The organism is Scytonema hankhaensis NUACC26, assembly GCF_045865695.1.
Taxonomy (GTDB): Bacteria; Cyanobacteriota; Cyanobacteriia; order Cyanobacteriales; family Nostocaceae; genus Scytonema.
Genome location: NZ_BAACAP010000224.1, coordinates 13,009 through 39,225 on the forward strand (window position 1 = coordinate 13,009; position 26,217 = coordinate 39,225).

Consider the following 26,217-nt stretch of genomic DNA (forward strand, 5'->3'; position numbering starts at 1 on the left):
GCCCAATGCCCAACAATGCAAAATTCTGGTGGTTACTGTCTGCTGTTTTATTAGTCTGGTCTTTACAAGTTGCGGGAGTGTTTCAGCAAGATTTAATTAATGAGGGAGGCTGGAATCTTGTTGTCCGCTTTTTGTTAGCAGCGTTTTCACCGGAATTAAATCGGGAATTTTTGTTATTGACTTGGGATGCAGCTCTGAAAACTTTGGCCTATGCTATGTGTGGCACATTTTTGAGTGTTGTCATTGGGTTTGTGGGTGGTATTTTATCGTGTGAGATCTGGTGGAGATCGGTTTCTTTAAAAGGTTTTTCACTTCCTTGGTTGTTTATACGGGCAATTTTAGCAATTCCGAGAGCAATTCACGAACTGGTGTGGGGTTTGTTTTTTCTGAATATTTTTGGACTCGATCCACTGGTTGCTGTTTTGGCGATCGCAATTCCTTTTGGTGCTATAACTGCTAAAGTATTTTCGGAAATTTTAGATGAGACTCCTCACGCTCCTTTATTAGCATTACTTAACAGTGGTGTTGCTCCTAGTCAAGCTTTTGTCTATAGTTTGATTCCTCAAGCTTTTCCCAATCTACTTGCCTACAGTTTTTATCGTTTTGAATGTTCGATTCGTTCTGCTGCTGTATTGGGGATTATTGGTGCGGGTGGATTGGGCTATCAAATTCTTCTCAGTCTCCAATCGCTACGTTATCAGCAAATGTGGACTTTCTTGTTTGCTTTGCTGTTTTTAAGTGGTAGCACGGATTTTTTAAGTGGTTGGTTGCGTCGGCGTTTGGGTGTCCCTAGTCGTTTAGATTTAAATGTTCTACATCTCAAGCAACACCAAAGGCTTGTTCGAGAAGGAGATCCGATAGTGGCTCTTTCCTTAATAGGTGCTCTGATTCTATTAATATTCTCGTTCTGGTATATTGAAGCAGATTTTACAAAACTTTGGTCGCCACGTACCGCACAATTACTGACAGAAGTTTTTCAGAATCTCTTTCCTCCAGATATTTCTCTGCTCGATCGAATGTTTGCCCTTTCAGCACAAACTTTGGCTATGTCCGTTTTAGCAATTACAGGTGCGGGTAGTGGTGGCATATTACTTTCCTTTTTTGCAGCTAGGAGAGTAGCAGGAAAGTCTTTTGGTTCTTTTTCAGTTCCTTTAACTCGTTTCTTACTTCTGTTTGCTCGTGCCGTTCCCGAACCTATTTGGGCTTTAATCCTTCTGTTTGTCATGTTTCCTGGAATTTTACCAGGTGCGATCGCATTAGCTATCCACAACTTGGGTATATTGGGGCGTTTGATGGCAGAGGTTATAGAAAATATAGACGAGCGACCATTGCGATCGCTACAATCTTTAGGTGCAAGTCGCTCTCAAGTCTTTCTCTATGGCACGATCCCCCTGACTTTTCCTCGTTTCCTTGCCTATATCCTTTATCGTTGGGAAGTTTGCGTCCGTGCCACAGTCATTGTTGGTTTTGTTGGTGCGGGTGGTTTGGGTCGCCTTTTGACAGAACAACTCAGTAGTTTTGACTACAAAGGTTTGCTTACAACTTTAATTGTTCTCATGGTACTTACCTTTTTTGTAGATATTATAAGCACTATGATGCGTCGGTCTTTTAGGTAAGGATTGGTAAATGATTAAATCCTCTACCGTGATGGCGCAGTGGCTCCCCCTTATAAAGGGGGGAAACCGGAAATTGTGTTCCCTCCCCAATACATCGGGGAGGGCTAGGGTGGGGTAAAACTGACGCCAAAACCTTGCTGACAGAAATTGTAGATGTGAATCAAAAATTACTGAGTACTTAAATAATCAGCCAGTGCTTCAGAACCACCAATCAATTTACCATCAACAAATACTTGAGGAACGGTTGACGCACCTGTTACAGCTTGTAATGTCCGAGCTGTTACATCTTTACCCAAAACGATTTCTTCATAATCAATACCACGTCCGTGCAGCATATCTTTGGCGCGAGCACAATAAGGACAACCGACTCTTGTAAATAAGGAAACCAACTGGGGTTTCGCTGCTTGAGGGTTGATGTATCTCAGCATTGTCTCTGCATCAGAGACTTTAAAGGGATCGCCTGGTTCTTCTGGCTCAACAAACATCTTTTCAATGATGCCATTTTTCACCAACATGGAATAACGCCAAGAGCGTTTCCCGAAGCCCAAGTCGGATTTATCGACTAGCATTCCCATACCATCTGTAAATTCGCCATTGCCATCAGCTATAAACGTTATATTCTGAGCCTGTTGGTCTTTTGCCCATTCATTCATCACAAAGGCGTCATTCACAGAGACGCAAATGATATCATCCACCCCGTTTTCTTTAAAAATTTTTGCCAATTGGTTGTAACCGGGGACATGAGTTGAGGAGCAAGTCGGTGTAAATGCTCCTGGAAGGGAAAAGACTATTACAGTTTTACCCGCAAACAAGTCATCGGTAGTTAGATTCACCCAATTGTGGTCTTGACGTAAACGAAATGTTACATTGGGAACTCTTTGTCCTTCTTTATGAGCTAGCATGACTAGAACTTCTCCTTCGTAAATCTCCAGATAAATCATACTCATAATGAGTCCGACTTTTCAAGTAAAAATTTACTAACTAACGAGAACCTTTAAACGGATTGATATAAAGTTTATCTTGAGACTCCACACTGACTTCAAACTGGCAATCCGAAAGAGGATAAGCAAGGTATAAAGAAGTGTTCATGGTGTTGTTCTCATAATCGAACTCCCCAATGGTGCGAATCGCTCTCCAGATGTTCAAATTTCTCTCTATAAGAATAGGTATTTTAAAAAATTCTGCCAGTTGGGTTGGAAGCTGTTCTTTCATATCTATGCACATCTAGATATATCTATGTATTACGATCTTGATTCTGCAATAAGTTCATTAATAAACTCCCTTAACCGTTCTTGCCAATTAGGAATGGTTTTTAGTTGTTCCCTTACCCCTGTAGGAACTTTTAGGCAGAGTGGTTGTTTGTCCATTGGTATTTTGCCGTGAGGACGCATTCTAAATTGATTATTTTTTTGGAAAGGCATACAGAATAGCAATAATTATGCTAGTATATTAGCATAGGAGGTTAATTCATAGTGACACTTACATATTGCAAAGGATTGCCGACAAGAGTACAAGAATTAAATCATTTGGGATTGACTCAGTTTGAAATGTTTCTTGCTGCTTATTCGCCAATCGTTCATACTGCAATGTGTGAGACAGTTGCACATTTATTAACTGTTGCTAACCTTGATAAATCCAAGTGGAATAGTTATTTACAGACGACTTACAAAATCAATAAACGTCATGCTAACGGCATTATTGCTGATGCCAAAGGACGTGTAGATTCTGCCACATTGTGTAGAGCTAAATATATCAAGCAGTTAGAGGGAAAACTAAAATCAGCATTATCTTGGTTAAAAACAGCAGAGAAAAAATTAAAAGATAGCCGAGCCTTTTACGCTAAAAAGAATTGGCTTCAGTCGAAGACCGGCTGCCAACTTCCTCTAGCAAGCTCATTAAAATCAAAAAAGACTAATTGGCAAGAGTTAAAATTCCTCATTCATAATAAGAAGCGTTATATTTACAAGCTTGAACAGCAAATACAGCATCTATTGACTGCACCAATCCGCGTAGTCATTCCCAAAGACAATATATTCATCGTTGGTTCACAAGACGAAACATTAGGAAATTCCTCGTGTCAGTGGGATGGTGACACAATGACTTTTCGTGTTCCCTACTGTTTAGAAGAAAAGTTTGGTAAATACATTTCCACAAAAATTGGGAACTTTGACCGGAACATTAATCGCTTAAGAGATGATGGTGCTAAGACTTGGCATTTTTACCGGAAAGGAGGTAAGTGGGTTGTAGCCGTTCAATTTACACCTAAAAAAATCAAAAGAGTGAGTCGTTCCAAATATTATGGTTGTATAGGAATTGATATTAATCCTGGTTCAATTGGTTGGGCATATGTTGACTCTGATGGGAATCTAAGAGCTTCTGGTCAAATACCTTTACGAGCCGGATTACCCAAAGGACAACAACAAGCTCAACTTGTTGATGTTTGTTTACAATTAGCTGTTTTAGCCAAGACTTATGCTTGTCCAATTGTGGCTGAAAATCTGGATTTCAGTGAGAAAAAACAACAGTTACGTGAACAGGGCAGAAAATATTCAAGGATGCTTTCTGGATGGGCATACTCCGAGTTCTTCAAACAATTACAATCAATTCTTGCTAATCGAGGTATTAAATTAATTAAGGTTAATCCAGCATACACCAGTATAATTGGATTGGTAAAATATGCCCGTCAATATGCACTGCCTAGTGACTGCGCTGCAGCAGTGGCAATTGCTAGACGTGGAATGAAGTTAACTGAAAATATTCCAAGCTCCATAACCGCCTATTTATCCATGAAGGATGGAAAGCACGTATGGAGCTTGTGGAACGAACTCAATACAAAGCTGAAACAGTCTGGAGTCAGGCGTCATGCTTTTTACTCCATCTCTAACTGGGAATTCCTGCCCAAGCAATCGGATGGCAATCGCCGTCCTTCTCGCAAGCGCAAGCAGTAGGAATGCACTGTTTACAAACTTACACCGCCGAGTTTTTACTTGTCCATATTTACGGACTCATGCCCAGATATGCGTAGGTTTTTAGAAGCGGTTAAATTTAAGGCGGTGAAGCAGTGAACAGTCCAACCAAGGCAACAATTTTACTTGTTGAGGATGAACCGGCTGATGTTTTTAGAGTCCAAAGAGCTGTACGTAAAGCTAATTTGCCGATTTCTTTGGAAGTGGTAAGCGATGGGGAACAGGCAGTACTTTATTTGAGCGGAGAAGCACCTTATGAGGATCGCTCGCGCTATCCCTTACCCGTGATTATGTTGCTAGATCTCAAACTCCCCCGACTTTCTGGTTTTGAAGTTCTAGATTGGCTGAGAGAATCAACGGTAAAGCACTTGCCAGTAGCCGTCTTGACTTCTTCTGAGGAGCAAATCGATATAGATCGTGCATATGCTCTTGGAGCTAATTCTTATTTGACCAAACCTATTGATTTCAATGCTTTACTAGAAATGATCCGGGCAATTGGAGCTTATTGGGTTACGTTGAATCGATCTCCCTATCTGAGAGTTGATTAACAACAAAATATGACACCTTTACTGAGAAAGTTTAAGGTGAGCGGTAAATGACAGATATAACATTACAGAAGTAGATAGTTTAGCTGAGGTTTTGTCTGGACTTGGCATATATAGCAATGGTGCTGAAACATCAGAAAATTCTTAGGATCGTAATGCTATGCCATTACCCAGGCGTCCTTGATTTCGCTGTTGTAATTGATACATATGGTGAAACAGACTCCAGCAATATTCTTCTGGCAAACCACAAGTGACAGCACCTCGAAGGACTATATTAAAATACCAGTCGTTAGGAGCGGCTTCCTCTAGTAGCTTATCAACGACTACGTATGTACGGGCATTTTTGTAGACTTTTCCATTACAGTGAATGTCCACATATTCATGACGGTAACCACCCTGTGGTACGTCTTCTCTTTTGTCCAAGCGATCGCTCAAGCGCCAAGGTAATTGATAGAGTACTCCTCTAACACTAGCTTTAGGGTCTTTCACTACATCCAAAACTCCACAGTTGCGAGTTGGCGAAATGCGATAAAACCCTAATCGATATCCCTTCAGTGTACCAGTACCTATAACATAGAAATGCGTCTTTTCACCCAAAGAGCGTTTTAAATCAACAGGACACATACACGAACCATAAGCAAAATAATAAAACATTGATTCGTCCGCTCGTACCTGTTGCAGTTCCGAATCTAGATTGTCAGAATTATCAGTCTGTACCCAGCTGTAATGAACGTGTCCAGATTGGTTGCTCATGTTTTTTGAAGTAATATGAACTATTAATATATTATGCTACCCCATTCTATTTCTTTCTTGACATACTTGATAGATTAACCGTATTTTGCATATCTAGTATTCTTTCTCATTCCCAGGCTCAGCCTGGGAATCCCTGACCGGAGGCTCCGCCTCCAGTAATGTAGGTAGAGCTAGGTGGTGGACATTGCTCACCAAACAATGAACGTGCAGCATAGCTATACCTATGCTTTAGGCTTGAGGCAGAGCCTCAAAAGATTCATTCCCAGGCTGAGCCTGGGAACGAGGGATACGCACCGAGGTAGAAAAGAGCTCTTTCCCAATCGCCATTACCCCTTATCCCCAGAGGGGACCCCGAGTTCCCCAATCGCCATTACCCCTCAACAAGGAGGGGACCCCGAGTTCCCCAATCAGTAAACCCGATTCATCTCGACCCAAGTTTTAACCACGAGACGTAAATCTTCGGGCAAGCTATTTTGAGAGAGATCGTTATACCGGACAGAACCCCTAGAGCTAGTCAAAGTATAGGTAATGTAATCAGCACCGCCTCTAGTTGCTGGATAGTCCAAATTATTGAACACATCTCTTTCTTGTCTAAGTAACTGCTGAAATCTCCGTACCTGTTCTAAAGGAACGCGAAAAACGCTTCGTTCGGAGTCATTTGCATCGCCAATCCGAAGGCGAATTAAACGTCCGTCATCAAGAAGAACCGTTTCATAGGTTCTCCCAGCGATACCACCAGTGGCAATTTGCCGGAAAACAATACCGCTTTCCAATGGTCTTGGTAATTCACTGCGTGGAATAGGAACTGCTTGAAAACCGTTGTTGTTAGCAATTGCACTTGCTCTTTCATCAAAGATTGCAGTACCTGATTCCGCAACACGGTAAATTAAAACCTGTTGACCATCACTCACAGTGACTCTCCAACCGGGTACAATAGTTGCTGCACATAAAGCAAGTGGATCTGGTATGCCCAAACAGCTATCGGGCCATTGCTGTCGATCGACTTCAACTATCCGTAGCTGTGAAACAGGCAATCCAGAACGCTCGGAAGCTCTTACTAAAATTCTCTCAGAAAGGTGTCTTGGTAGGTTCGCATTGGGTATTTCACCATACTGTTGATTGTTTAGCCTAGCTTCTCTCCCATTAGGATGAGCATGGAAGACTAAAGTTTCCCTACCAGTCGCCACACTCACTTTCCAAGCTCTAAGAGCAACTTCAGTACAAGTCTCGCCGGGACGCGGAAGATTTAAACAACTATCAGTCGTTATTTGTTCGGCGTCAACAACACGTAGTTGAGAGATTGGTAATCTTGTAAAATTCGATGCTGCTTCCAAAACAACATTGCCGACTCTCTGAGGAAATCTAACATTGATATTGCTTTCTTTATGATTGAGCCTAACAACAGAACCTGTTGTATTGGTGTGATAGATTAATCGTTGTTGTGCTGCATCCACAACTAAACGCCAACCGGGGACTATAGTTTGAGCGCAATTTTCACCCGACGTTGCTAAATTTAAACAACTATTATCCCAAGTTCTTTTATCTACTTGAACAATTGTCAATTCCTCAACTGGTAATTCCAAGCGTCCCGATGCATTTTGTAGAACAGCATTTTTCACAGAATTTGGTACGTTGCGTTGAACTTGCTTTGCCAAACGGATGTAACGCCCAGTGCTATTGGTGTGATAAATCCAGTTTTGGTTACCATCAGAAAGGATAACTCGCCAACCAGGGACTCTAGCTTGGGTGCAAATTTCGTTCTGGGTTGGTACATCCAAGCATCCATTGCGCCAAATACGCTCGTTGTAATCAGAGATTTCTAGATTTTTAATGGGGATGCGATTTTTACTGGCGACATCTCGCTTAACTGCAGAAGCCACTGAAGTTGGCAAACTTTTATTTTTAGTATTTTGCTTTAGGGATTTACTCGATCTTGTTGAGGATATCTTTAAAGGAGCTGCAGTTGCACCTTCAAGCACCGCGATCGCTCCTCCAACAGACAAAATGCTAGATAATACTAAGGCAGTTAAAATTCGCGCTTGTTTTGTGGTACTATAAATATTAGGAATGTGTGTCATGGTAGTATTCAAGCAATAATCATTGTCTGAACGTTGTAAGCAACGCTCAAAAGCTGGTATTTTAGTTATTAGAAAACAGTAGAAGCTAATAACCAGCAGCTATCAGTTAAAAATCAAGAAATCTCACATAAGATATCTCACAGCAGCGCTTTTGAAGATAGCAATATCGTGTATCTTCTCAACCAGATACCGCTATGGACGCCAAGGAACTTGCTATTTGTTCCTCGCGTTTTTCAATTATTGTTTGCTGGTCACTGGTCATTGGTCACTGGTCCCTGGTCACTGGTCACTGTTCACTGTTCATTAGCAAGATCGAATCGTATGGTGCAAGCAGCCCAATTTTTTAGATCTGGCGCAAGCCAAACGAGCTTTTGTAGAATTTCATCATTAACCCATAGGACTAAAGGATATTGAAACCGTTTTCGCAACTCATCTCGCATCAAATTTGTAGAGACAATGAGTTGATTGATAGCAGTTACAGATTCTAAACCTTTGACTATTAAAGCTTGAGGTCGAGCGGAACCCAGTAAATCGCTAACAGTTGTATAAAATGTCTCAGCAGCAGGAGGCAGAGCGATTTCTTTGATTTCTGTCGGACAAAATTCTTTTAATAAATGAAGTATGTGTGTTTGCTTCACAGTGGAGTGACAGCAGACTAAAAGCAAGGAAAACTCCCCTTGAGAGACTTGAATTGCTCTTACAAGCCTCTGAACGGGAACCATAATGTTTACTTTACTGTCTTGTGAATGAGTTAAGCCGACCATTGATTTTTCCTAATTTTGTTTTAATAAGCTCAATTTAGCAGCAAAATACCTCAACTACATTTAGGTAAGTACTGATTTTGGTGTATTAATAGTAAGTTTCGAGCAGCAAAAACACATAAGATTTTCCTCATGCTCCTAAATAACAAGCACAGGTATTAACTTCATATTTACTGATTCAAATTTATGTTGGAACCAGCTTAAAATACACAACAGCGATCGCATATTTCGGAACTCAAACAAAATTTAACATTTGAAAAAAATGATTTTGATAAGGTCTTGGTATCGTTAATAAGCTGCAAGCTCTTACTGAATACAAACTTTCGTTTATTCTTTGATTGGATAAGGGCAGAGCTATCTATTCTCTTTCTCTTTAGAAATATCTTAGGGTGAGGGAAACTACTCCCTTTAGGCTCTAAAATTGCCGCTCTTTGTAGGGTGGGCACTGCCCACCAGTCGCTATTGGTGGGCAGTGCCCACCCTACAGGTTTAAGTAATAATCTTCTGGCGGGAAGGGAGTCAGCAAAATTCAATTGTATTATTAATTAGTACGAAATAAATGAGAAACAACTTTTTGATGAATTTGTATAATACAGTATTTATACGGATAAAGTATCTTCGTATCAATCGATTGTTCTTTGGATTCTTGGTTGCTTTCAGCCTTGTAACAACAGTAATGTTGTCAGTTCCCTCTTTCGCTCAAAATAATCTTCGTCCGCAGACATTTGAGTTACGTGGGGTCTGGTTGACTAATATAGATAGCGATGTGTTGTTCGATCGCAATCGACTTCAAAATGCTTTGCAAACTTTGAAAAATTTAAACTTTAATACGGTGTATCCTACAATTTGGAATTGGGGTTACACGCTGTATCCGAGTAAGGTAGCACAAAAAGTTATTGGGCGATCGCTAGATCCAGTTCCTGGACTGCAAGGTCGAGATATGCTCAAAGAAGTTGTTGAAGGCGGACATAAAAAAGGTTTAACAGTCATTCCTTGGTTTGAGTTTGGCTTTATGGCACCAGCCGATTCACAATTAGCCAAAAATCGCCCGCAGTGGCTGACAAGTCGTCGAGATGGAAGCAAGATTTGGAAAGAAGGCACTCATGACCGAGTTTGGTTAAATCCCTTTCTTCCACAGGTACAACAATTTATACAAGATTTAATCGTTGAATCAGTGAAAAACTACGATATTGACGGCATTCAATTCGACGATCATTTTGGCTTACCTTCGGAGTTGGGATACGATCCCTATACAGTTGCGTTGTACAAAAAAGAACACAATGGGAAAGCGCCCCCAGCAAATTCAAAAGATCCAGAGTGGGTACAGTGGAGAGCAAATAAAATTACTGACTACATGAAACGTGTTTTTACAGCTATTAAAGCAGCCAAGAAAAAATGCATAGTTTCAGTAGCACCCAATCCGCAACGCTTCTCCTACGAATTTTTCCTAGCAGATTGGGCGCGTTGGGAAAGGATGGGACTAGTTGAAGATTTAGTTATCCAAGTCTATCGCAATGACCTAAATGTCTTTGTGAGCGAATTAGAATACCCAGAAGTCAAAACAGCGCAAAGTCATATTCCTGTCAGTATTGGAATTATTACGGGATTGAAAGGTAAATACGTTCCCGTACTACAAATACAGACTCAAGTACAAAAAGTGAGAGAACGTAAGTTTGCCGGAGTTTCCTTCTTTTTCTATGAAACCCTTTGGAATATGGCTAGCGAACAGCCGCAACAGCGACAGTTAACGTTTAAAAATATTTTTCCTCAACCTGTTGCCTACCCCAATCTGCTTGCAGGGTGGAAGCCTTAGAAATTATGAATTATGAATGCTGAATGCTGAATGAAGAATATGCAATTCATAATTCATAATTCATAATTCATAATTCATAATTCATAATTCCTACCCAATTCCCAAACGTCCGGCTAAAGCAGGAGTGAGGGGCAGCAGAGTTGCTACCATCAAGAACAACGCTAACAGACCCAAAGCAGCACGTGCGTCATCTGGTTCGCTGATTTCATTTAAACTGGGACGTTCTAAATCTCTCTGTAAAAACAAAATCACAATTGCCCAGTACATAGCTAGAGGAGTGCCTAGAGAAACTAATGCTAGCAAAATTAATGTTGCTACTGTTGCTCTTCCTGCAATTTTACGTCCGTAAATAGCTTGTACGATGCGACCACCATCTAGTTGACCGGCTGGCATTAAATTCAGAGCAGTAATAACTAACCCCAGCCAACCAATAACGACTAGAGGATGTATATCTACTACAGCAGACTGTAAAGCAGATCCAAGAATAACCCGTGCTAGGGTTCCTACCAAAATCGAACTTGAAAAAAATTCGTTTGGTAGTTGGAATAAACTGCCTGAATGGGAAAGTAGTAACCCTGTCACGAGCATTAACAGAGAAATGATTCCTCCGGCGGCTGGTCCTGCTAAAGCAATATCAAAGAGAACCTTACGGTTGGGTATCAAAGATTCAAAACGGGTAATTGCACCAAATGAACCAATTTGCACTGCGGGGAGAAAGTAAGGCAAACTCAGGCGAACTTGATGACGGCGAGCCAGTAACCAATGACCAATTTCATGAGCTACCAAAATTACTATGATACCCGCACTAATCGGCAAAGCTTCTGGAAACCGTTCTGGAGTTGAGAAGAAATCAAAATTCAGTAACAGTCCACCTGTTTCCAAGCTTGTAGCAATGGTTGCTAGCACTAAGATAACCCCAAAGATTTTTTGCGGTATCGTCATGGGACGCGGATCGTTACGGGATGGAAGCACAATCGTTACAGGTCTGCCGTCTGTGTTTTCTACTAAAAAAAGACGGTACTTATTTCCCATACGTTCTTGTAAAGTTTCACTCAATCGAGTGTGTACTTTCTCTGGATCTCCTCGGAGATTACCTTTAAAGATTGCGCCTTCTTGGTAAGCAATGGTTTCTGTCGTGAAAAAAGTATCTATGCCAAAGATACTTTTGATAACACTTAAATCCTCTTCTGGGATTGGCATTACCTCAAGTTGAGTAGCCGTGGTGGAACTAGTGGAGTTATCCTGAGTGCCAGTTTCTTGTGAGGCAACAGAAGCCAGCCTTTCAGTTGCCCGTTGTCTGAGAATTGCATCTTGACCAGCAGCGCGTAGCTGTCTTCCGAGATAAATGTACACTCCTGCAGAAACTATCAACAAGAACAAAATACTGACTATGTTGATGTAGACTCCTGTAGCAAATAACCCAAAGAACAATAACCAAGGAGTCATCAGCACGACCGACTGTAACCAGGCGAGGATTCCTAGCTTGCCATATGGTCTAGCGCGATAAAAGCCCCAACCCAAGATTCCAAAAGCGACTAGCACAATTATGGCAATAATAGGTGTTTCTGATGAAGTTAACATTTTTTTTAATCCCTCTGAAACCAAGCCTTGAGTAAGTCAGTTGTTTTATAGATATTATTAATCTATAACGAAGTTTGCATCGGCAACGGCTTTGGCAATGGATGACGAGTATGTGACAAAGCATACAATACGAGCACCAGTACTCGATCGCATTGGTTTTAATAGACTTCTAGTTCCCGACTTTTTAAAGAGATGGGGAACCACTAACTACATTCATTCAACTTAAATGTAGCCAACTGAGAGATGCCGCCGTCTGTCTAAAGACGGTTGAAATTTTTGAATTTGTTATTGATTGCTCTCTTTGACTCTATATCAAATAGCTTATTTACAAATAAAGATAAAACTTAAAATTTCTTAATTAAGAATTGAGTTGAATTAAGACTCATTAACACAGAAAACTCTACCCATGTTGCTTGGGCCTCTGAAAAAGTGGTTGAAAACCCCTCTGTAAGGAAAAAGGTTTGGAGGTGAGAGTTTGTTCGACTTAAAATCCCATAGGTATGCAGATCGATAAGACTTTGTTTCTCAAAAAGTTAAAGAAAAATTAATAGTATATTTTTATACATTTAAATAAAAGAATTGTTTCTAGAAAATTTTTATTATATGTCAGATACCTCTAGAAATTAATTGTGCATTACCCAAATGTCTTGGTGGGGACGCTCTTGCCGCCGCGCCCTTACGTCTTTTACTAGAGATGTCTAATGGGTACTCGTTTGCAAGATACGTAAACAACATTCTTTTTTGGTAAAAATTATACTTTAAATTAGATATATACAGAGTAAACTCTATTTTTAGCAGAAAGAAGCTTAAGTATTTATACTTTTATGTACTAATATAAAATAAAAGATAAAAAGTAACGTTAAGTAAACTTTGGCGAAATTGCATGAGACTGAAAAGGAAATATCAATAGAGTATCTGTTTAGCTCAAAGGATATCCCTCCTAGGGTCAGTAATGCAAAGCGTTTTTCAATCGAATTAAAGAGGAAGATAGGGGAGTGAATTCGCAAACCCTTACACAAAACCAAAACAATCGACGCTACGATCCAAAAGCGATCGCCCGATACTATCGCTATCGTCCCTGGCTGGCTTGGTCGAGAGCAGTGACAGTTATTTGGTCTTTCGTTTGGTTTATAGTTAGTCTTAAGTGGGATGAATGGCAGAATCAAGAGGAGCAAAACAAGCTAAAGCGAGCTACTCAATTGCGGCAGTTACTTACCCGCTTAGGTCCAACTTTTATTAAAGTAGGTCAAGCCCTTTCAACGCGACCGGACTTAATACGTAAGGACTACTTGGACGAACTGGTAAAACTGCAAGACCAGTTACCGCCTTTTGACAATGCCATCGCTTACCAAACTATCGAAACGCAATTAGAGCGATCGATAGACGAAATTTTTAGCGAGTTATCCCCAAATCCTGTAGCAGCTGCTAGTTTGGGACAAGTTTATCGAGGTCGGTTGATAACTGGCGAAGAAGTGGCAGTAAAAGTGCAACGTCCTAACTTACGCCCCATTCTCTCGTTAGACCTTTATCTAATGCGTTGGGCTGCAGGTTGGATAAGTCCTTGGTTACCCCTCAATCTCGGTCACGACCTCACAATGATTGTGGACGAGTTTGGCACAAAGTTGTTTGAGGAAATCGATTATCTCAACGAAGCCCGTAATGCAGAAAAATTTGCTACTAATTTCCGCAACGACCCTCAAGTCAAAGTACCCACTATATATTGGCGCTATACCAACCTTCGAGTTCTCACCTTAGAGTGGATTCATGGTTTTAAACTAACAGATACCAAGAGTATTCGTGCAGCAGGTTTAGATCCAAATGCGATCGTTCAAATTGGTGTAACGGCTGGTTTGCAACAGCTTTTAGAACACGGGTTCTTTCATGCTGACCCCCATCCAGGCAATTTATTTGCCACGCCCGATGGTCGTATGGCTTACATTGACTTCGGCATGATGGATCAGTTGAATGAAAGGACTAAAGAAACTTTAGTCGATGCTGTCGTCCATTTAGTGAACAAAGACTATAGCGAATTGGCAGAAGATTATGTGAAGTTGGGTTTTCTTACCCCAGATACGGATATTCGTCCTATTATACCAGCATTAGAAGCTGTTTTGGGGGACGCCATTGGGAAAAATGTTGGAGATTTTAATTTCAAAACTATCACTGACAATTTCTCAGAACTCATGTACGAGTATCCTTTCCGAGTTCCCTCTCAATTTGCTTTGATTATTCGTTCTTTGGTGACGCAAGAAGGTATTGCCCTTAGCTTGAACCCAAACTTCAAAATTGTTGAGGTGGCATATCCCTATGTAGCGAGACGATTGCTCACGGGAGAATCTCCTCAATTACGACGGCGGTTGCTGAACGTACTTTTTAAGGATGGCAAATTTCAGTGGCAAAGATTGGAGAGTTTGCTTGCGATCGCCAGAACCGATGGTAACTTTGATGTGTTACCCACAGCTCAACTAGGGTTTCAATACTTGCTGTCGGATGAAGGCAAGTTTCTTCGGAAACAATTAGTCCTTGCACTGACTGAAGATGACCGCCTTCATACCGAAGAAGTGCAAAGGCTGTGGAATCTCGTGAAAGATGACATACAGCCCGCCCGCTTGATAGATGTAGCAATAGGAGTATTGACAGAACTATCTAGAGAAGGCGTGGCTTCAATATTACCAAAAGCGGCAGTAGCTTTTAGTAGCAAACCATAAAAAAGTTATAAATTAAGAATTATGAAAAATTTAGTAATTCATAATTCTTAATTCTTAATTCAATCAGGAGTTTTCATGTACTACTATCCTCAACAGCCACCTTACTTTTTATTAGTAGTGGGACTTTTTGCAGCAATTGCGTCAGGTTTAGCCTTAGCTGGAACATTAAAATTAATAGTACATAAATGGCAAAGCGATGGTGCAGAAACTTCTGGTTCTCAAATGTCTGTCAAACAATTGACAGTACCATTTCTAGGAATAACGGCAGGTGCGTGTCTGTTTCTTTGTTCCGGCTTTGAGATCTTTGGTTTCCCACCCTTTCTTGCCTATGCAGTTGGGTTGCCAGTCGGTATTTTAACTGGCTTGCTTGTCTGGGTGCAATTAGGAAGTATGCTGACTTACGTTGCACGTCAAGGAATGCGATCGCTAGATTTAGATTCTCTGCCTTAAAAATGAGCTAAGAAGTGTAGTAACAAAAAGTATTTATGATTATACTCTCCTTACTCTCTTCAGTACTCTAGAATTACACATTTTGTGGGATAGGCAGTGAGTTCCACCAATTAGAGAAGTTCTATGGAGCTTCTCTATAACTACGGAAATTTTCATAATAGACCCCATAGAGTCCAAATTTATCCGCGTTCGTCTGCTACAGGCTGCGGTTCCATAATTTTTTTATGTATTGCACCTAAAAGAATATCCTTTTGGTGGGCTGTAGATGTCTATAAATTGGCGACCACAAATAGCACAAATGTGATGCGTGTTTACCTCGGCGCTTACCATTCTTTCTAATTTCAGTAGAGTTAAAGTATAAAAAGCTTATAGTATAACACCTCAATTCATCCCTTTATTATGCAACGCCGCAGAAAATTTGGATTGGGAGAGTCAAGTTAGACAACGAAGCAAAAATCAAAGCTTAGCTTTTATTTGCCGTAACTGATTCTTAAAGTTGTCTAATCCTTGTCCCCAAGGACTTTTCTTTGGTTTGGAAGGAAAAACCGCTTTTGGCAGTGCTGGGTTTAGATGACGGTAATGTTCCCAAATTTCCCAATACGGACAACCTGGTTCAATACGGATGCCAGCCCAATGAAGGTATTGTAAGGGTTGGTTGACAGAGGGATCGACCAATGTATGCCCTTGAACTTGAAAATGAGGGCTTCCTCCCCAGTTTCCCGGTCCCTTCCCCTGCCTACGAACAATATTGAAGCGGCGCTTAATTCGCTTTAAAAGCATATAATTGATAATGGGCTGGTCAGAAGTTTTTTCAGAAAAATCAAAGTATTCCGGGTGAGCGGCACATTCTGTAAAAATATCGTACAAATCTTGCTCAGAGACCAAGTTTCGCTTAGAACTCCAAAAACCTCCGTTGAAAATATCTTTCACTTCGGTTTCAGTAAAAACTTTTTCTTCTAAAATCTTAGGAGAAAAGACATTTTTGATACCGCCTGCGTGTTGATAATCACAACAAATAAAGTCATAATCAGCTAAATAGTTAAGATTATCAATGATTTTTTCAAAAACAACTATATCTGTGTCTATATATAAAAACTCTTCAAAGGGACCAAACCAACAAGCTTGTTTGCGAAACTGATTGGGACGAGCAAAAAACTTACCTCCAAAAATTTCATGTAATTTTCTTGATAATCTATCAATAAATTCTAAATCTTCGTAAATTTTTACACCATAATACGTACCAAGCATATGTGCAACATTATGATAGTTGTCATCATACGGAATCATAACGATCGATGTTTCCTTGTCATGCTGTCTGATACTATTGAGTAGTGCGATCGCATGATCTGTCACTTTATCATTAGCAATAATATAAATTCCTCGATTCATAAAAATATCCTCAACTAGCTAATCCTAATTTTCTTAACAGTCTTGTAAATAAACTTGCTGGCGCATTGTAAGCTTTAGGCTTCCTTTTAAATTTTGGTCGTTTATTTGGTTCATGTAAATAGCGATAATGTAAGAAAACTTCTCTATAAGGAAAATCAATATTTTTGCCAGAGCAAACATTAGTAAATAATTGAGATTCTAATCCAATATAGTGAAGATATGTTAGGCGGTTACCTCGATCGTACAAAATATTATTCTTTTCCTCAAAATGATTTGAAGTTACAGAACAACCAGTTCTTTCACTTTTAGATAAATGAAGAGCAAAATTATAGCTAGAAATTCCCGAGCGCATTATCATGTAATTAAGAATTGTTTGATCGGGAGCATTCATATACAAAATTTCTGCTTCTCCTTTTTCTAGCCAAGATATCAACTCTTCTCGTCTTCGTTCGTTAAATAATCCTTTTTTACTCCCATACATACCCGCACAAAATATTTCATTTGTAATGCGAGCTTCTGAAAAGATATCTAAGAGTTTATCTGAATTCAGATTATAAACATGTTTCGGATCTTTATATTGAAAATCATAAACAACAAAATCGTTTTTATTTAATTGTTGAAACACATATTCTAATGAATTCAGAATGACGATATCAGCATCTAAATATATAAATTTTTCAAAAGGTCCGTCAAAACAGGAAAATCGGCGATGCATTCCATGACGATAGATACCTGATATACCATTTTCTTGCCAAATTTTGAAAGCGTTGGGATGAGCTTGCCATACTTTCGTAGCAAATTCATTCCAACTCTTGAGTATTCCATTATCCTCAAAAATTGTTACATTAGTTCTATTCTGAAGTTCACATTTAACTCGTTCTAATCTTTCATCATAAGGAATTATACAAATTGGATATTTTTTTCCAGCATTTGCTTCAATACTATTTAGTAAAGCCACTAGCTGATCGTAAACAATATCATTAGCAAGTATATAGATACCTTCTGTCATTAAAGCCTCCATAATATTTAAAATTTTTTATTTTCTATAAACGCTATAATTTAATTTAAATAAAAATGACATTTGACTTTATAGAAATTTTGAGATGAAGGTTTAACTACCATCATCTCTTCGACAACCAACTTTCGTTCGTTTCCACTAATGTAAAATACAAAATAAGAATAGAAATCAGTAAATTTACTGACTTCCCGAAGTGCGAGTTTTGATGCGCGTTGGAAAGAGTGCCGTTGGGCTTTGCCGTATAAAAACCTTACGTGGTGGGCATTACCCACCCTACAATACTTAAAACTTCTCACGAATCATAAATGATTTCCATATCATAGAAATATTTGAACAATCAGGAGAAATTTTTCACAAAGTTAGAAGTCCATTCTAGAAGATTAAGTTTGTGAAGAATAACCTGCCTAGCTTCTGCGATCGCATTCTTTGCAGCATACCAAGCATCTGGGGTAGCACTCACTTCTTGGATAAACTTCAATCCAGCTTCATCCAAGCTAGGTATCCTGATAAAACTTCCTGGTGGTAATAACTTATCAGCTGCAGAACCACCATAATAGATAGGTAAACACCAAGCTAAAAGGGCATCCCATAACTTTTCACTCACATACCAATCATTGTCAACGTAATTTTCAATTGCCAAATTGTAATAATACGGTGCCATCCCATACCATTTATTACCGATTTGCCCATTGGAACTAGCCCATTCTGGTAAGTCCCGCCCATATAAATCAAAATCAAATTGACTCGACTGTAGCAGACGTAAAAACTCCAAGCGTTGACGATGATTAGCAGTGCGGCTAATTCCAGAAGTAATCCAGCTACAAGTGCGTATTTTTTCTAGCGGTGGCATTTCGTTCAATTCACGAAAAGAATTGGAATGATACCAAATAGCAGGCATATAATCTGGATTTGGTGCTGCATCGTCAGGTGCACAGACGTAACCGCAGTAGTTTTCACCCCACTCGTAGCAACGTAAATTTGTCTCCATCACCTCCTGTAAAGGTGGCTCCCGCCAGAGAAAAATAATTTTTTCCTTGGGAACCCCTCGCAGTAACCGTTGCATTTCCTGTTCTGGATAGTATATATGTTGTAATTCTGGTTTAAAAAACAAATACTTTTTCTTAACTACTGTTTTTATACCAGCATAATTGTATAACAACAAAAAATCTGGCTTTTCTGCATTGGCTAACATCTGAATGTTACCCCAGTTTCCAAAAAAGTTAGGCGTTTGCAGCCACATCCAATCACTTCTGTTAACACCAGGATATCCACTCAGCATTCCGACAATTTTTCTACTCATGTATTTTTCAAACAAAAATTCATTATTATTGAACGAAGATTATGCCATTTTGTAGCAATTTTCCATAAAATAATTATAGTTTGTCGTTGATTTCAAAAAGCTTGAGTTTATCTACCAAATCTATTGCTGAGCGATAAGCCTCTTGAATGAATTCGCGTTGTTCCCTTGGAGACTTAGTTAACATATTCTTCTCACTTAAAGAACTGAGGGAAGCAAGCATAGGTTTCAGGCTTATCCTCAGTTCTTGAGAAATTTGGTTCAAATTTTGAAGCTCGACACTGCCATTATCATTTTTCTCTGCTAAGAGAGAGCGCACTTCCATTCCAAGATCGATAAAATCGTCAAACACATCAATTGTATTAAGAATTTTTGTAGCTAGTTTATAAGATTGCTCAATTAATTCTTGTCTTTCTTGCAAATTATCAACCATGCCATCAAGTAACAAACGCAACAACCCAATTGTAGAGTTAAGGCGCGTGCGGAGTTCGTAAGAGATCCGAATTAAGCTTTGGTGACGTTTGTTTGCAACTTCAACCTTGTCAGCAAATTGCATGGAGTATAAGCGAGTGTAGTAGCCACCCTTGTGTAACAGTTCTTCATGGGTTCCTACCTCTACGACACGTCCCTGTTCTAAAACAGCAATTTGATGAGCTTTTTGCACTGTGGAAAGACGGTGAGCAATAACCAAGGTTGTACGTTCGCGGCTTAAATCTTCCAATGCACTTTGTACTAAACGTTCGGAAACGGTATCTAAAGCGCTAGTAGCTTCATCTAAAATCAGAATATCCGGATCTTGCAGCAAAGCACGTGCTATTGCCAAACGTTGTCGCTGTCCGCCAGACAACATGACTCCGCGATCGCCAATCGGGGTATCAAATCCTTGAGGTAATTTAATAATAAACTCATAAGCATTTGCTCGCTTTGCCGCAGCGATAATTTCCTCTTCTGTAGCTTCAAGTCTCCCATAAGCAATGTTATACCGCACCGAGTTGTTAAAGAGAAAAGTATCTTGACTGACAATACCCATAGCTTTCCTAAGCGATTGAAGATCGAAATCGCGTAGATCGATGCCGTCAATCGTAATACAACCAAAGGTTGGGTCATAAAATCTAGGTAATAGGTCAGCCATTGTTGATTTACCAGCACCAGAGCCACCGACTAAAGCCAGTGTAGTACCGCACGGCAGATATAAATCTATATCTTTTAGTACCAACTTCTCATGTCCGGGGTAGGAGAAGGAAATCCACTTAAAATGTACGCCTTGTTGCAATTTAGAGTAGCTAACCAAACCACCAACCATAATTAGTTTATTATTTCGTCGTAAAAAATTAGTTGTAATATCCACACTAGTAGTAGAATTGGCAAAGCTACTGCGAAGAGTATTCAATTGAGAAATTAGCGGCAACAATCGTATAAGTATCAGCAAATATGTGAGGAGAACGGCGGATAGAGAAGCTACTTCATCAGCAAAAAACGCCCGACCTAGAAAGACAATTACCATTAAAATAATGATGCCAGTTATCTCGCTGATTGGTGAAATTAATTCAGAATATACCTGAGATTGAAAGTCTGCTTGCTCGCGATCGCGAATTAGCTTTTTCATCTTTTGGTACTCTCTATTTTCATTACCAGATGCCTTTACTAAGCGTATACCCATCAGTGTTTCTAAAACATTAATAGAGTAAGACTTAGACATTTCTGATAATCTCTCTCCAAAATTTCTTGCTTTAGCGATCGCAAACTGATTTATTAGAGTTACCAAGGAAAGTAAAACAGTTGTTGCAATTGTTAACTGCCAAGAAATCGATAGCAATAATCCTACAAAAATTAAAATTGTAATAATCAGTACAATAACTTTAATTAAATTACCTAAAGCACTAGAAGCACGAGCGATTTCTCCACCCAGAGTATTGATGAGATCGCCGACTTTCATCTTAGTATAGTAATCTAAATCGACGTCTAGCAATATTTTGAAACCTGCTTCGCGCATATCTGACGTCAATTTACGTGATAGAGAACTAGATGCCAGTGTACTAGCATAATTTGCTGCATTTTTTAATGCTATAGTCAATATAATTGCCCCAGCCATTATAAACAAACGATAATTTTCTGGAACATTGTCAAAAGGTTGTGTTAATTTTTGAAGGATGGGAGGTGCTCCATCAAAATCGACTTTCTGTCCTACAACTTTAAGAACTACCGGTACAATTAATGCAGTACCTACACCATTGAATAAAGCTCCAGAAAAGCCTAAAAAGATTGTTAATAGAATCAACCAAGGGTAAGGTCTAGCAAATTTAAGTAGAACGGGATTGGTAAGCAAGGGACGTTTGGAGTAAGATTGTTTCTGGAGTAACATATGCAATAATTTATTGCTGCCACTGATAATTTATGATTAAATTTTTATTCCAGCAATAACTTGAGAAAGTGTAGACGCCATGGTATCTACACTATAATGTTTTATACATCTTTCTCTGGCTTTATGACCAAGCTCGTTTGCCGCTTCTAAATCGGCAAATATCAATTGTATTTTCTCGGCAATTTGTTTTGGACAATTAGGATCGACAAGATAGCCAGTGTTTCCTAAAATCTCTGGAATGTCACCAACTCTAGTTGATAATACAGGTTTAGCCATTGCCATGCCATCTGTTAGCTTTAAAGGAAATTGAGCGCGAGCAATTATTGTGTCTCTTTGAGGAACAACCACAATATGAGCAGCTGCTACAACTTTCGGCATTACTGTAACGGGACATTTGGGTAACTTAATAATCCAACGTCCCCATTGTTCGATTAGGCGATCGTCATAGTCATCATAAGGACTTCCACCAACAATCACAAGTCTTAAGTCAGGTTGGTTTAATATATCTAACGCCATTAAGACATCTTCGACTCCCTTATGAGGTCTTGGTGCGCCCGGAAACATAAGAATTCGATAATTAGAAAGACCGTAACGCCTTCTACTCTCCTCAGAGTCATACTGTCTGGGATCGAACAAATCAGTATCTTTACCATTGGGTAAATAAACGCCACCAAAGCGGTTTTGGAGAAATTGAGTATCAATAGTGAGTCCATCTGCTTTGTTGACTAAGTTTTCTAGCCAGCTAACATACACGCGATGGTCAGGAAAACGCAATTCTCCATTTTGAGTGAGTATATCTCTACAAAATTTTTTAAATCCAGGACGATAATTCCAGTCAAAACCTCCATACCAACTGAGTTCCCAGTCATCCATATCTAAAAGTAAAGGACGATGACTGCTAATTTTTTTAATTAAAGCAACGCCAAAGCTAGTGGGTTTGGGTTTGACAGCATAAAGAAGATCTCCATCGAGTTTTTGCAAAAGTTCTCTAGCCGAACCCAAAAACTGTGGATAGTTTTTGCCTGCGATCGCAACGACTGGAATATCAGAAGGAGGAATAGTATAAAAATCATCACCGAAGAGAAAACCAACAATTTCTACCTGATAATTGAGCTTTCTCAAAACTTGAGCTAGTAAAATAGCTCGAACACTACCACCACCGCTAAGATCGCTGACAACAAGTGAAACTTTCAATTTTGATAACTCTCCTGTCTAGTTGCAAATTAAAGCTTAATAAAAATTTGAGTTCTGCTGAAATTTGATGCATTAAGTTCTCTGTTTTAGGCGGATAACTCAAACAAACTCAGTAATCTGTGCTAGAATTTGGTATCAATTTTAATTTCCTTAAGTTATTTTTTTACTTAGCGAGCGGTAATAGATTAATCTTTGTCTTGTTTTCATAAACACTATAGCGAATTTACGGAGAAAACAGATAACTGTTCATTTTTATAGTACAAGTATACTACAAGCGCCTATTTGATTTTTGAAATACACGTAAGGGAGCCACCTTCGTGCGCGGGGAACCCCCGACTGCTAGGAGTGGCATTGGGCAATGCTCACCACACAAAACTTTTGTGCGGCATTGCCCACCATACAGTACTTAGATTTTTTCACAAATCAGATAGAATTCCTATATTCACTGTATATCAAGCTAATTGCTTGCTAAAACATTTTTTCACCACCCAGTTGTAGCTTAGTTCTAAGAACATACCTAGAGCACAAGTTATTAAAGTTACTAAAGCAAAGCGAACCCAGTATGAATGAATGAAAGATTGCATTACAAACCACAACCCTACGTATATATTCATATGAGTTAGAAAAATTCCATAAGAGTAATTACCTAAAAGACTCAGCCATTTGTTAGCCCACTTCACGCTACACAACAGATGAAAAATGAGTCCAAATTCTCCAACACCAATAAGAGCATCTGATGGAACTCTCAAAATCATCCATTGTTCACTGGATGATACCCAGTCACAAACGAAACCCAATACCCATAAAAAAATGTTGAATCCCAACCAGGAAGGTTTAAGTACCAAGTTTTTAGATAGTCGAACAAAACTATTAAAAGCATCAGAATTTTTTAAGGTATTCTTTTCGAGAAGAACAATAGCTAAAACAAGACCAAATACAAATTCAAACAATCGAGATGGAAATAAAGAACCTCGTAAAAGTAGATTAGTTGCTAAATCATTCAAGGGTAAAGCAACAACTAAGCCTCGATATAACAAAGAGACTATGAGAGAACCAAGTAGTAAAATTGAGTAACTCCAGCGTTGGATACACCCAATTAAAAAGGGAAAAATAAAATAAAGCTGAATTGCTAATCCTACATACCACCAAGCTCCATTCAGGAAAAAATAGTACTTCCAAATCAAGTTGCGAAATGTTGTGAGAGTAGCCAAAATAGCTGTAAAAACTTCTACGCCTCCTTGCGTAAATATATCTTTTCCATAAGGAATCAAATCATGATTTATTAAAAAAAGTATTAAAGCCAAGCCAATAGCTAACCAGTATAAAGGCAATAATCGTAGTAATCTTCGTTGCCAAAAAGATACTGTAGTAAAATATTTTTTTGAGGATAAATGTGTTTGTCGCCACCAAGAAGCCCCTAATCCAAAACCACTAGCAATTAAGAAAAAATGAACCCCAAATTTTCCTAAATAACAGAATGTAGATATAAGACCGTCTACTAAACTGGCTAATCCTTTAGTACTTGAGAAAGTAATTATTTGAGAAAATGATTGTACGTTTTGACTATACATTAGTAAATGGTACATAACAATCATTAAAATAGCTAGTCCTTTCACCGCAGGTAGAATATTACTAATGCGTTCATAATGTTTTAAATCGCAGTTTTCTTGCATATATAAATCTCAATATAGATAAGAATATATTCATTGATAAAAACAAAATTGTCCTCAGAGATATCTCTTAATTATTTATACGTAATACCGTTTTCAGATGAAGATGCATAGAAAAAACTCTACCATCTGTAGTATCTCTCCTTACCCCCCTTAATCCACGCCCTTACGGGTTCGCCACTCCTCTACGAAAGGAAACCTTTCTACAAGGGTGGACTCACCACTTGCTACAAGTCGCTTAACCCGCGATGGCGCAGTGGCTCCCCCTTATCAAGGGGGGAAACAGAAAATTTATTTTCCTCCCCTTTATAAGGGGAGGTTAGTCGGGGTAAAAATAATATGCAGCTTCATATTAAATTGGTATAAGGATTATTACTGAGAAAAGAATTATATTTTTGCAGTTAAAAATATAGGATATTCGTGGTAACTCTTTTAATCTCTTCTAATAGTGTAATGAGACTTTCATAAAGCAAGAAATATTGTCAACAAAGTTGCAAACATAGACTCACATTACAATAATGATTCTATTCAATATAACAAAATTAATAAAAAATAGTTCAAAATTTTTACAGTGTATTTACTAGTAGTAAATACACTGTGGAGATTTTACCAAAATAGAAGTTATGTTATATAGCAATCCTGTCTAATTTGTGAAAAAATCTCAGTACTGTAGGGTGGGCAATGCCCACCAAAAGCGTTACGTGGTGGGCATTGCCCACCCTACGTGTAGTTCTGTGGAGAGTTTAACAAAATAGAAGTTATAACAGTTATAAAAACTAGAAGTGATAGCAAATACAAATAAAATGAGAGTAGCATTTATTACTAATTTTGATCTCCAAAAGCAGCCTTCTTCAAGACTTGGAAGATGGCTCTCTATAAAGAGGATCGCACAAAGTTTAGAGAAAGCTGGAATTGAAGTTATCTATGTCGATCGCTTAAAAGAAACTCAGTGGCCTAGACACTGGACGATCCGTTTTAAATCCTTTATTTACTCAAAGCTTGGTCAACGTTATTTACCAGAGATGAACGAACGAATTCTCCGAGATTATGCTAAACAAGTTGAAGTGAGGTTACGTCAAACAGAGTGTGATTTAATTTTATGTCCCCATAATGCAAAACCTATTACATATTTGGAAGCTAAGCAACCTATTATACTTTGGCAAGACGCGCCTTTTTATTCTTTAGTAGACACGTACATGAAAAATTTGTGTTATGAAACTAAGAAATCAATTTATGATGCAGAAGCTCTTGCATATAAAAAATGTTCTAAACTTTTCTTTTCATCTGATTGGGCAATTTTAGAAGTAAAGAAATTATGGCAAATTCCTTCATCATCTCTCAAGATGTTGTCATACGGCGCAAATTTTGAGAGTCATCTCGATCGTGATGAAATTTGTACAATTGTTTCTCAAAGAATTACTAACACAGTTTGTAATCTTCTTTTTATTGGTTTGGATTGGCATCGTAAAGGAGGTGAGATTATATTAGAAGTTCTTCAACGTTTAATAAAGAGAGGAATTGAAACAAAACTTACTATTGTTGGATGTCAACCAAATCTTCCACTAGAAATAGAGCCATTTGTCAATCGAATTGGTTTTATCAACTTTAATCTTGAGTCAGATAGTAAGAAAATGGCTCAGATATTTCAAGATACACATTTTTTTATTTTCCCATCCCAAATGGATTTTAGTCCTCATGTAATCAATGAATCAAGTTCCTTTGGAGTTCCTGTTCTAACCACTAATGTTGGTGGAATACCGTCACTTATTTCAGAAGGTGAAAATGGATTTATTTTTAATCAACAAGAAATTGATGGATATGTTGATGTAATTGAAAAGTATTTCAAAAACAAGTTAAGTTACAAAAATTTAGCTATTAACTCATTTCATTACTATTACAAAAATTTAACCTGGGATGCTTCGATTCAAACATTGATTGCAGAAATGAAAGCAATGATTTAGGTATTTTAAATTTGTAAGGGACAAGATTTTTTCACATCTTGTCCCTAAGAAGAAG

20 protein-coding genes and 1 pseudogene are annotated in these 26,217 nt (G+C 38.7%); 7 read left to right on the forward strand and 14 right to left on the reverse strand.

Annotated features, from left to right (window positions below; genetic code table 11):
- Positions 1 to 5: 5 nt before the first annotated feature.
- The gene (locus ACKTT2_RS31965) at positions 6 to 1,616 is read left to right on the forward strand and encodes a PhnE/PtxC family ABC transporter permease (protein ID WP_407894338.1); all 1,611 of its coding nucleotides are present in this window, start codon (positions 6 to 8) and stop codon (positions 1,614 to 1,616) included.
- A gap of 167 nt (positions 1,617 to 1,783) precedes the next feature.
- On the opposite strand, the gene ACKTT2_RS31970 is transcribed toward ACKTT2_RS31965, so the two are convergent.
- The 3 genes from ACKTT2_RS31970 to ACKTT2_RS31980 all read right to left on the reverse strand — a co-directional run bounded on the left by ACKTT2_RS31970 (position 1,784) and on the right by ACKTT2_RS31980 (position 3,037).
- Complete coding sequence (locus tag ACKTT2_RS31970) at positions 1,784 to 2,518, reverse strand: glutathione peroxidase (protein WP_407894472.1); 735 nt, start codon at positions 2,516 to 2,518, stop codon at positions 1,784 to 1,786.
- 79 nt (positions 2,519 to 2,597) lie between these two features.
- On the reverse strand, positions 2,598 to 2,828 hold the full coding sequence (locus ACKTT2_RS31975; RefSeq protein WP_407894340.1) for a hypothetical protein: 231 nt from the start codon (positions 2,826 to 2,828) through the stop codon (positions 2,598 to 2,600).
- A 29-nt stretch (positions 2,829 to 2,857) separates the two neighbouring features.
- Positions 2,858 to 3,037 (reverse strand): hypothetical protein, encoded by a 180-nt coding sequence (locus ACKTT2_RS31980; RefSeq protein ID WP_407894342.1) that lies wholly within the window; start codon positions 3,035 to 3,037, stop codon positions 2,858 to 2,860.
- 51 nt (positions 3,038 to 3,088) lie between these two features.
- Between ACKTT2_RS31980 and ACKTT2_RS31985 the strand changes: the two genes are divergently transcribed.
- Together ACKTT2_RS31985 and ACKTT2_RS31990 are read left to right on the forward strand one after the other, a co-directional pair.
- A complete protein-coding gene (locus ACKTT2_RS31985) occupies positions 3,089 to 4,564 on the forward strand; it encodes a hypothetical protein (protein WP_407894344.1) in 1,476 nt (491 codons plus the stop codon).
- A 113-nt stretch (positions 4,565 to 4,677) separates the two neighbouring features.
- A complete protein-coding gene (locus ACKTT2_RS31990) occupies positions 4,678 to 5,130 on the forward strand; it encodes a response regulator (RefSeq protein ID WP_407894346.1) in 453 nt (150 codons plus the stop codon).
- A 141-nt stretch (positions 5,131 to 5,271) separates the two neighbouring features.
- On the opposite strand, the gene ACKTT2_RS31995 is transcribed toward ACKTT2_RS31990, so the two are convergent.
- From ACKTT2_RS31995 to ACKTT2_RS32005, 3 genes are all read right to left on the reverse strand, one after another.
- Positions 5,272 to 5,880 (reverse strand): gamma-glutamylcyclotransferase family protein, encoded by a 609-nt coding sequence (locus ACKTT2_RS31995; RefSeq protein ID WP_407894348.1) that lies wholly within the window; start codon positions 5,878 to 5,880, stop codon positions 5,272 to 5,274.
- A 407-nt stretch (positions 5,881 to 6,287) separates the two neighbouring features.
- Entirely contained in the window at positions 6,288 to 7,958 is a 1,671-nt protein-coding gene (locus tag ACKTT2_RS32000; protein WP_407894350.1) for a DUF8738 domain-containing protein, read from the reverse strand.
- 293 nt (positions 7,959 to 8,251) lie between these two features.
- On the reverse strand, positions 8,252 to 8,722 hold the full coding sequence (locus ACKTT2_RS32005) for a hypothetical protein (protein ID WP_407894352.1): 471 nt from the start codon (positions 8,720 to 8,722) through the stop codon (positions 8,252 to 8,254).
- A gap of 556 nt (positions 8,723 to 9,278) precedes the next feature.
- On the opposite strand from ACKTT2_RS32005, the gene ACKTT2_RS32010 reads away from it, so the two are divergent.
- A complete protein-coding gene (locus tag ACKTT2_RS32010; RefSeq protein ID WP_407894354.1) occupies positions 9,279 to 10,532 on the forward strand; it encodes a glycoside hydrolase family 10-like protein in 1,254 nt (417 codons plus the stop codon).
- 90 nt (positions 10,533 to 10,622) lie between these two features.
- On the opposite strand, the gene ACKTT2_RS32015 is transcribed toward ACKTT2_RS32010, so the two are convergent.
- Complete coding sequence (locus tag ACKTT2_RS32015) at positions 10,623 to 12,113, reverse strand: site-2 protease family protein (RefSeq protein WP_407894356.1); 1,491 nt, start codon at positions 12,111 to 12,113, stop codon at positions 10,623 to 10,625.
- A gap of 995 nt (positions 12,114 to 13,108) precedes the next feature.
- Between ACKTT2_RS32015 and ACKTT2_RS32020 the strand changes: the two genes are divergently transcribed.
- Positions 13,109 to 14,821, forward strand: coding sequence for an ABC1 kinase family protein (locus tag ACKTT2_RS32020; RefSeq protein WP_407894358.1), 1,713 nt, complete (start codon positions 13,109 to 13,111; stop codon positions 14,819 to 14,821).
- A 75-nt stretch (positions 14,822 to 14,896) separates the two neighbouring features.
- The gene (locus ACKTT2_RS32025; RefSeq protein ID WP_407894360.1) at positions 14,897 to 15,271 is read left to right on the forward strand and encodes a hypothetical protein; all 375 of its coding nucleotides are present in this window, start codon (positions 14,897 to 14,899) and stop codon (positions 15,269 to 15,271) included.
- A 240-nt stretch (positions 15,272 to 15,511) separates the two neighbouring features.
- On the opposite strand, the pseudogene ACKTT2_RS32030 reads toward ACKTT2_RS32025, so the two are convergent.
- The 7 genes and pseudogenes from ACKTT2_RS32030 to ACKTT2_RS32060 all read right to left on the reverse strand — a co-directional run.
- Positions 15,512 to 15,641: pseudogene (locus tag ACKTT2_RS32030) on the reverse strand (IS1/IS1595 family N-terminal zinc-binding domain-containing protein); the annotation flags it as partial.
- 86 nt (positions 15,642 to 15,727) lie between these two features.
- Positions 15,728 to 16,660: an Npun_R2821/Npun_R2822 family protein gene (locus tag ACKTT2_RS32035; protein WP_407894362.1), complete on the reverse strand. Its 933-nt coding sequence runs from the start codon at positions 16,658 to 16,660 to the stop codon at positions 15,728 to 15,730.
- A gap of 10 nt (positions 16,661 to 16,670) precedes the next feature.
- Positions 16,671 to 17,669, reverse strand: coding sequence for an Npun_R2821/Npun_R2822 family protein (locus ACKTT2_RS32040; protein ID WP_407894474.1), 999 nt, complete (start codon positions 17,667 to 17,669; stop codon positions 16,671 to 16,673).
- Positions 17,670 to 18,015: 346 nt separating this feature from the next.
- Positions 18,016 to 18,978 carry a glycosyltransferase family 10 domain-containing protein gene (locus tag ACKTT2_RS32045; protein WP_407894364.1) on the reverse strand — a complete coding sequence of 321 codons (963 nt, stop codon included), beginning with the start codon at positions 18,976 to 18,978 and terminating at the stop codon, positions 18,016 to 18,018.
- Positions 18,979 to 19,051: 73 nt separating this feature from the next.
- Positions 19,052 to 21,337, reverse strand: coding sequence for an ATP-binding cassette domain-containing protein (locus ACKTT2_RS32050; RefSeq protein ID WP_407894366.1), 2,286 nt, complete (start codon positions 21,335 to 21,337; stop codon positions 19,052 to 19,054).
- Positions 21,338 to 21,373: 36 nt separating this feature from the next.
- A complete protein-coding gene (locus ACKTT2_RS32055; RefSeq protein ID WP_407894368.1) occupies positions 21,374 to 22,531 on the reverse strand; it encodes a glycosyltransferase family 4 protein in 1,158 nt (385 codons plus the stop codon).
- A gap of 452 nt (positions 22,532 to 22,983) precedes the next feature.
- Entirely contained in the window at positions 22,984 to 24,204 is a 1,221-nt protein-coding gene (locus ACKTT2_RS32060) for an acyltransferase family protein (RefSeq protein ID WP_407894370.1), read from the reverse strand.
- A gap of 779 nt (positions 24,205 to 24,983) precedes the next feature.
- Here ACKTT2_RS32060 and ACKTT2_RS32065 point away from each other — a divergent pair.
- Positions 24,984 to 26,162, forward strand: a complete 1,179-nt coding sequence (locus ACKTT2_RS32065) for a glycosyltransferase family 4 protein (protein ID WP_407894372.1) — start codon at positions 24,984 to 24,986, stop codon at positions 26,160 to 26,162.
- Positions 26,163 to 26,217: the final 55 nt, after the last annotated feature.

Bases quoted from the DNA above. Each gene is read 5' to 3' on its own strand.
- ACKTT2_RS31965 (WP_407894338.1), top strand. From the start codon at position 6: ATGCCCAACAATGCAAAATTCTGGTGGTTACTGTCTGCTGTTTTATTA.
- ACKTT2_RS31970 (WP_407894472.1), bottom strand. From the start codon at position 2,518: ATGCTAGCTCATAAAGAAGGACAAAGAGTTCCCAATGTAACATTTCGT.
- ACKTT2_RS31975 (WP_407894340.1), bottom strand. From the start codon at position 2,828: ATGAAAGAACAGCTTCCAACCCAACTGGCAGAATTTTTTAAAATACCT.
- ACKTT2_RS31980 (WP_407894342.1), bottom strand. From the start codon at position 3,037: ATGCCTTTCCAAAAAAATAATCAATTTAGAATGCGTCCTCACGGCAAA.
- ACKTT2_RS31995 (WP_407894348.1), bottom strand. From the start codon at position 5,880: ATGAGCAACCAATCTGGACACGTTCATTACAGCTGGGTACAGACTGAT.
- ACKTT2_RS32000 (WP_407894350.1), bottom strand. From the start codon at position 7,958: ATGACACACATTCCTAATATTTATAGTACCACAAAACAAGCGCGAATT.
- ACKTT2_RS32005 (WP_407894352.1), bottom strand. From the start codon at position 8,722: ATGGTCGGCTTAACTCATTCACAAGACAGTAAAGTAAACATTATGGTT.
- ACKTT2_RS32010 (WP_407894354.1), top strand. From the start codon at position 9,279: ATGAGAAACAACTTTTTGATGAATTTGTATAATACAGTATTTATACGG.
- ACKTT2_RS32015 (WP_407894356.1), bottom strand. From the start codon at position 12,113: ATGTTAACTTCATCAGAAACACCTATTATTGCCATAATTGTGCTAGTC.
- ACKTT2_RS32025 (WP_407894360.1), top strand. From the start codon at position 14,897: ATGTACTACTATCCTCAACAGCCACCTTACTTTTTATTAGTAGTGGGA.
- ACKTT2_RS32035 (WP_407894362.1), bottom strand. From the start codon at position 16,660: ATGAATCGAGGAATTTATATTATTGCTAATGATAAAGTGACAGATCAT.
- ACKTT2_RS32040 (WP_407894474.1), bottom strand. From the start codon at position 17,669: ATGACAGAAGGTATCTATATACTTGCTAATGATATTGTTTACGATCAG.
- ACKTT2_RS32045 (WP_407894364.1), bottom strand. From the start codon at position 18,978: ATGAGTAGAAAAATTGTCGGAATGCTGAGTGGATATCCTGGTGTTAAC.
- ACKTT2_RS32050 (WP_407894366.1), bottom strand. From the start codon at position 21,337: ATGTTACTCCAGAAACAATCTTACTCCAAACGTCCCTTGCTTACCAAT.
- ACKTT2_RS32060 (WP_407894370.1), bottom strand. From the start codon at position 24,204: ATGCAAGAAAACTGCGATTTAAAACATTATGAACGCATTAGTAATATT.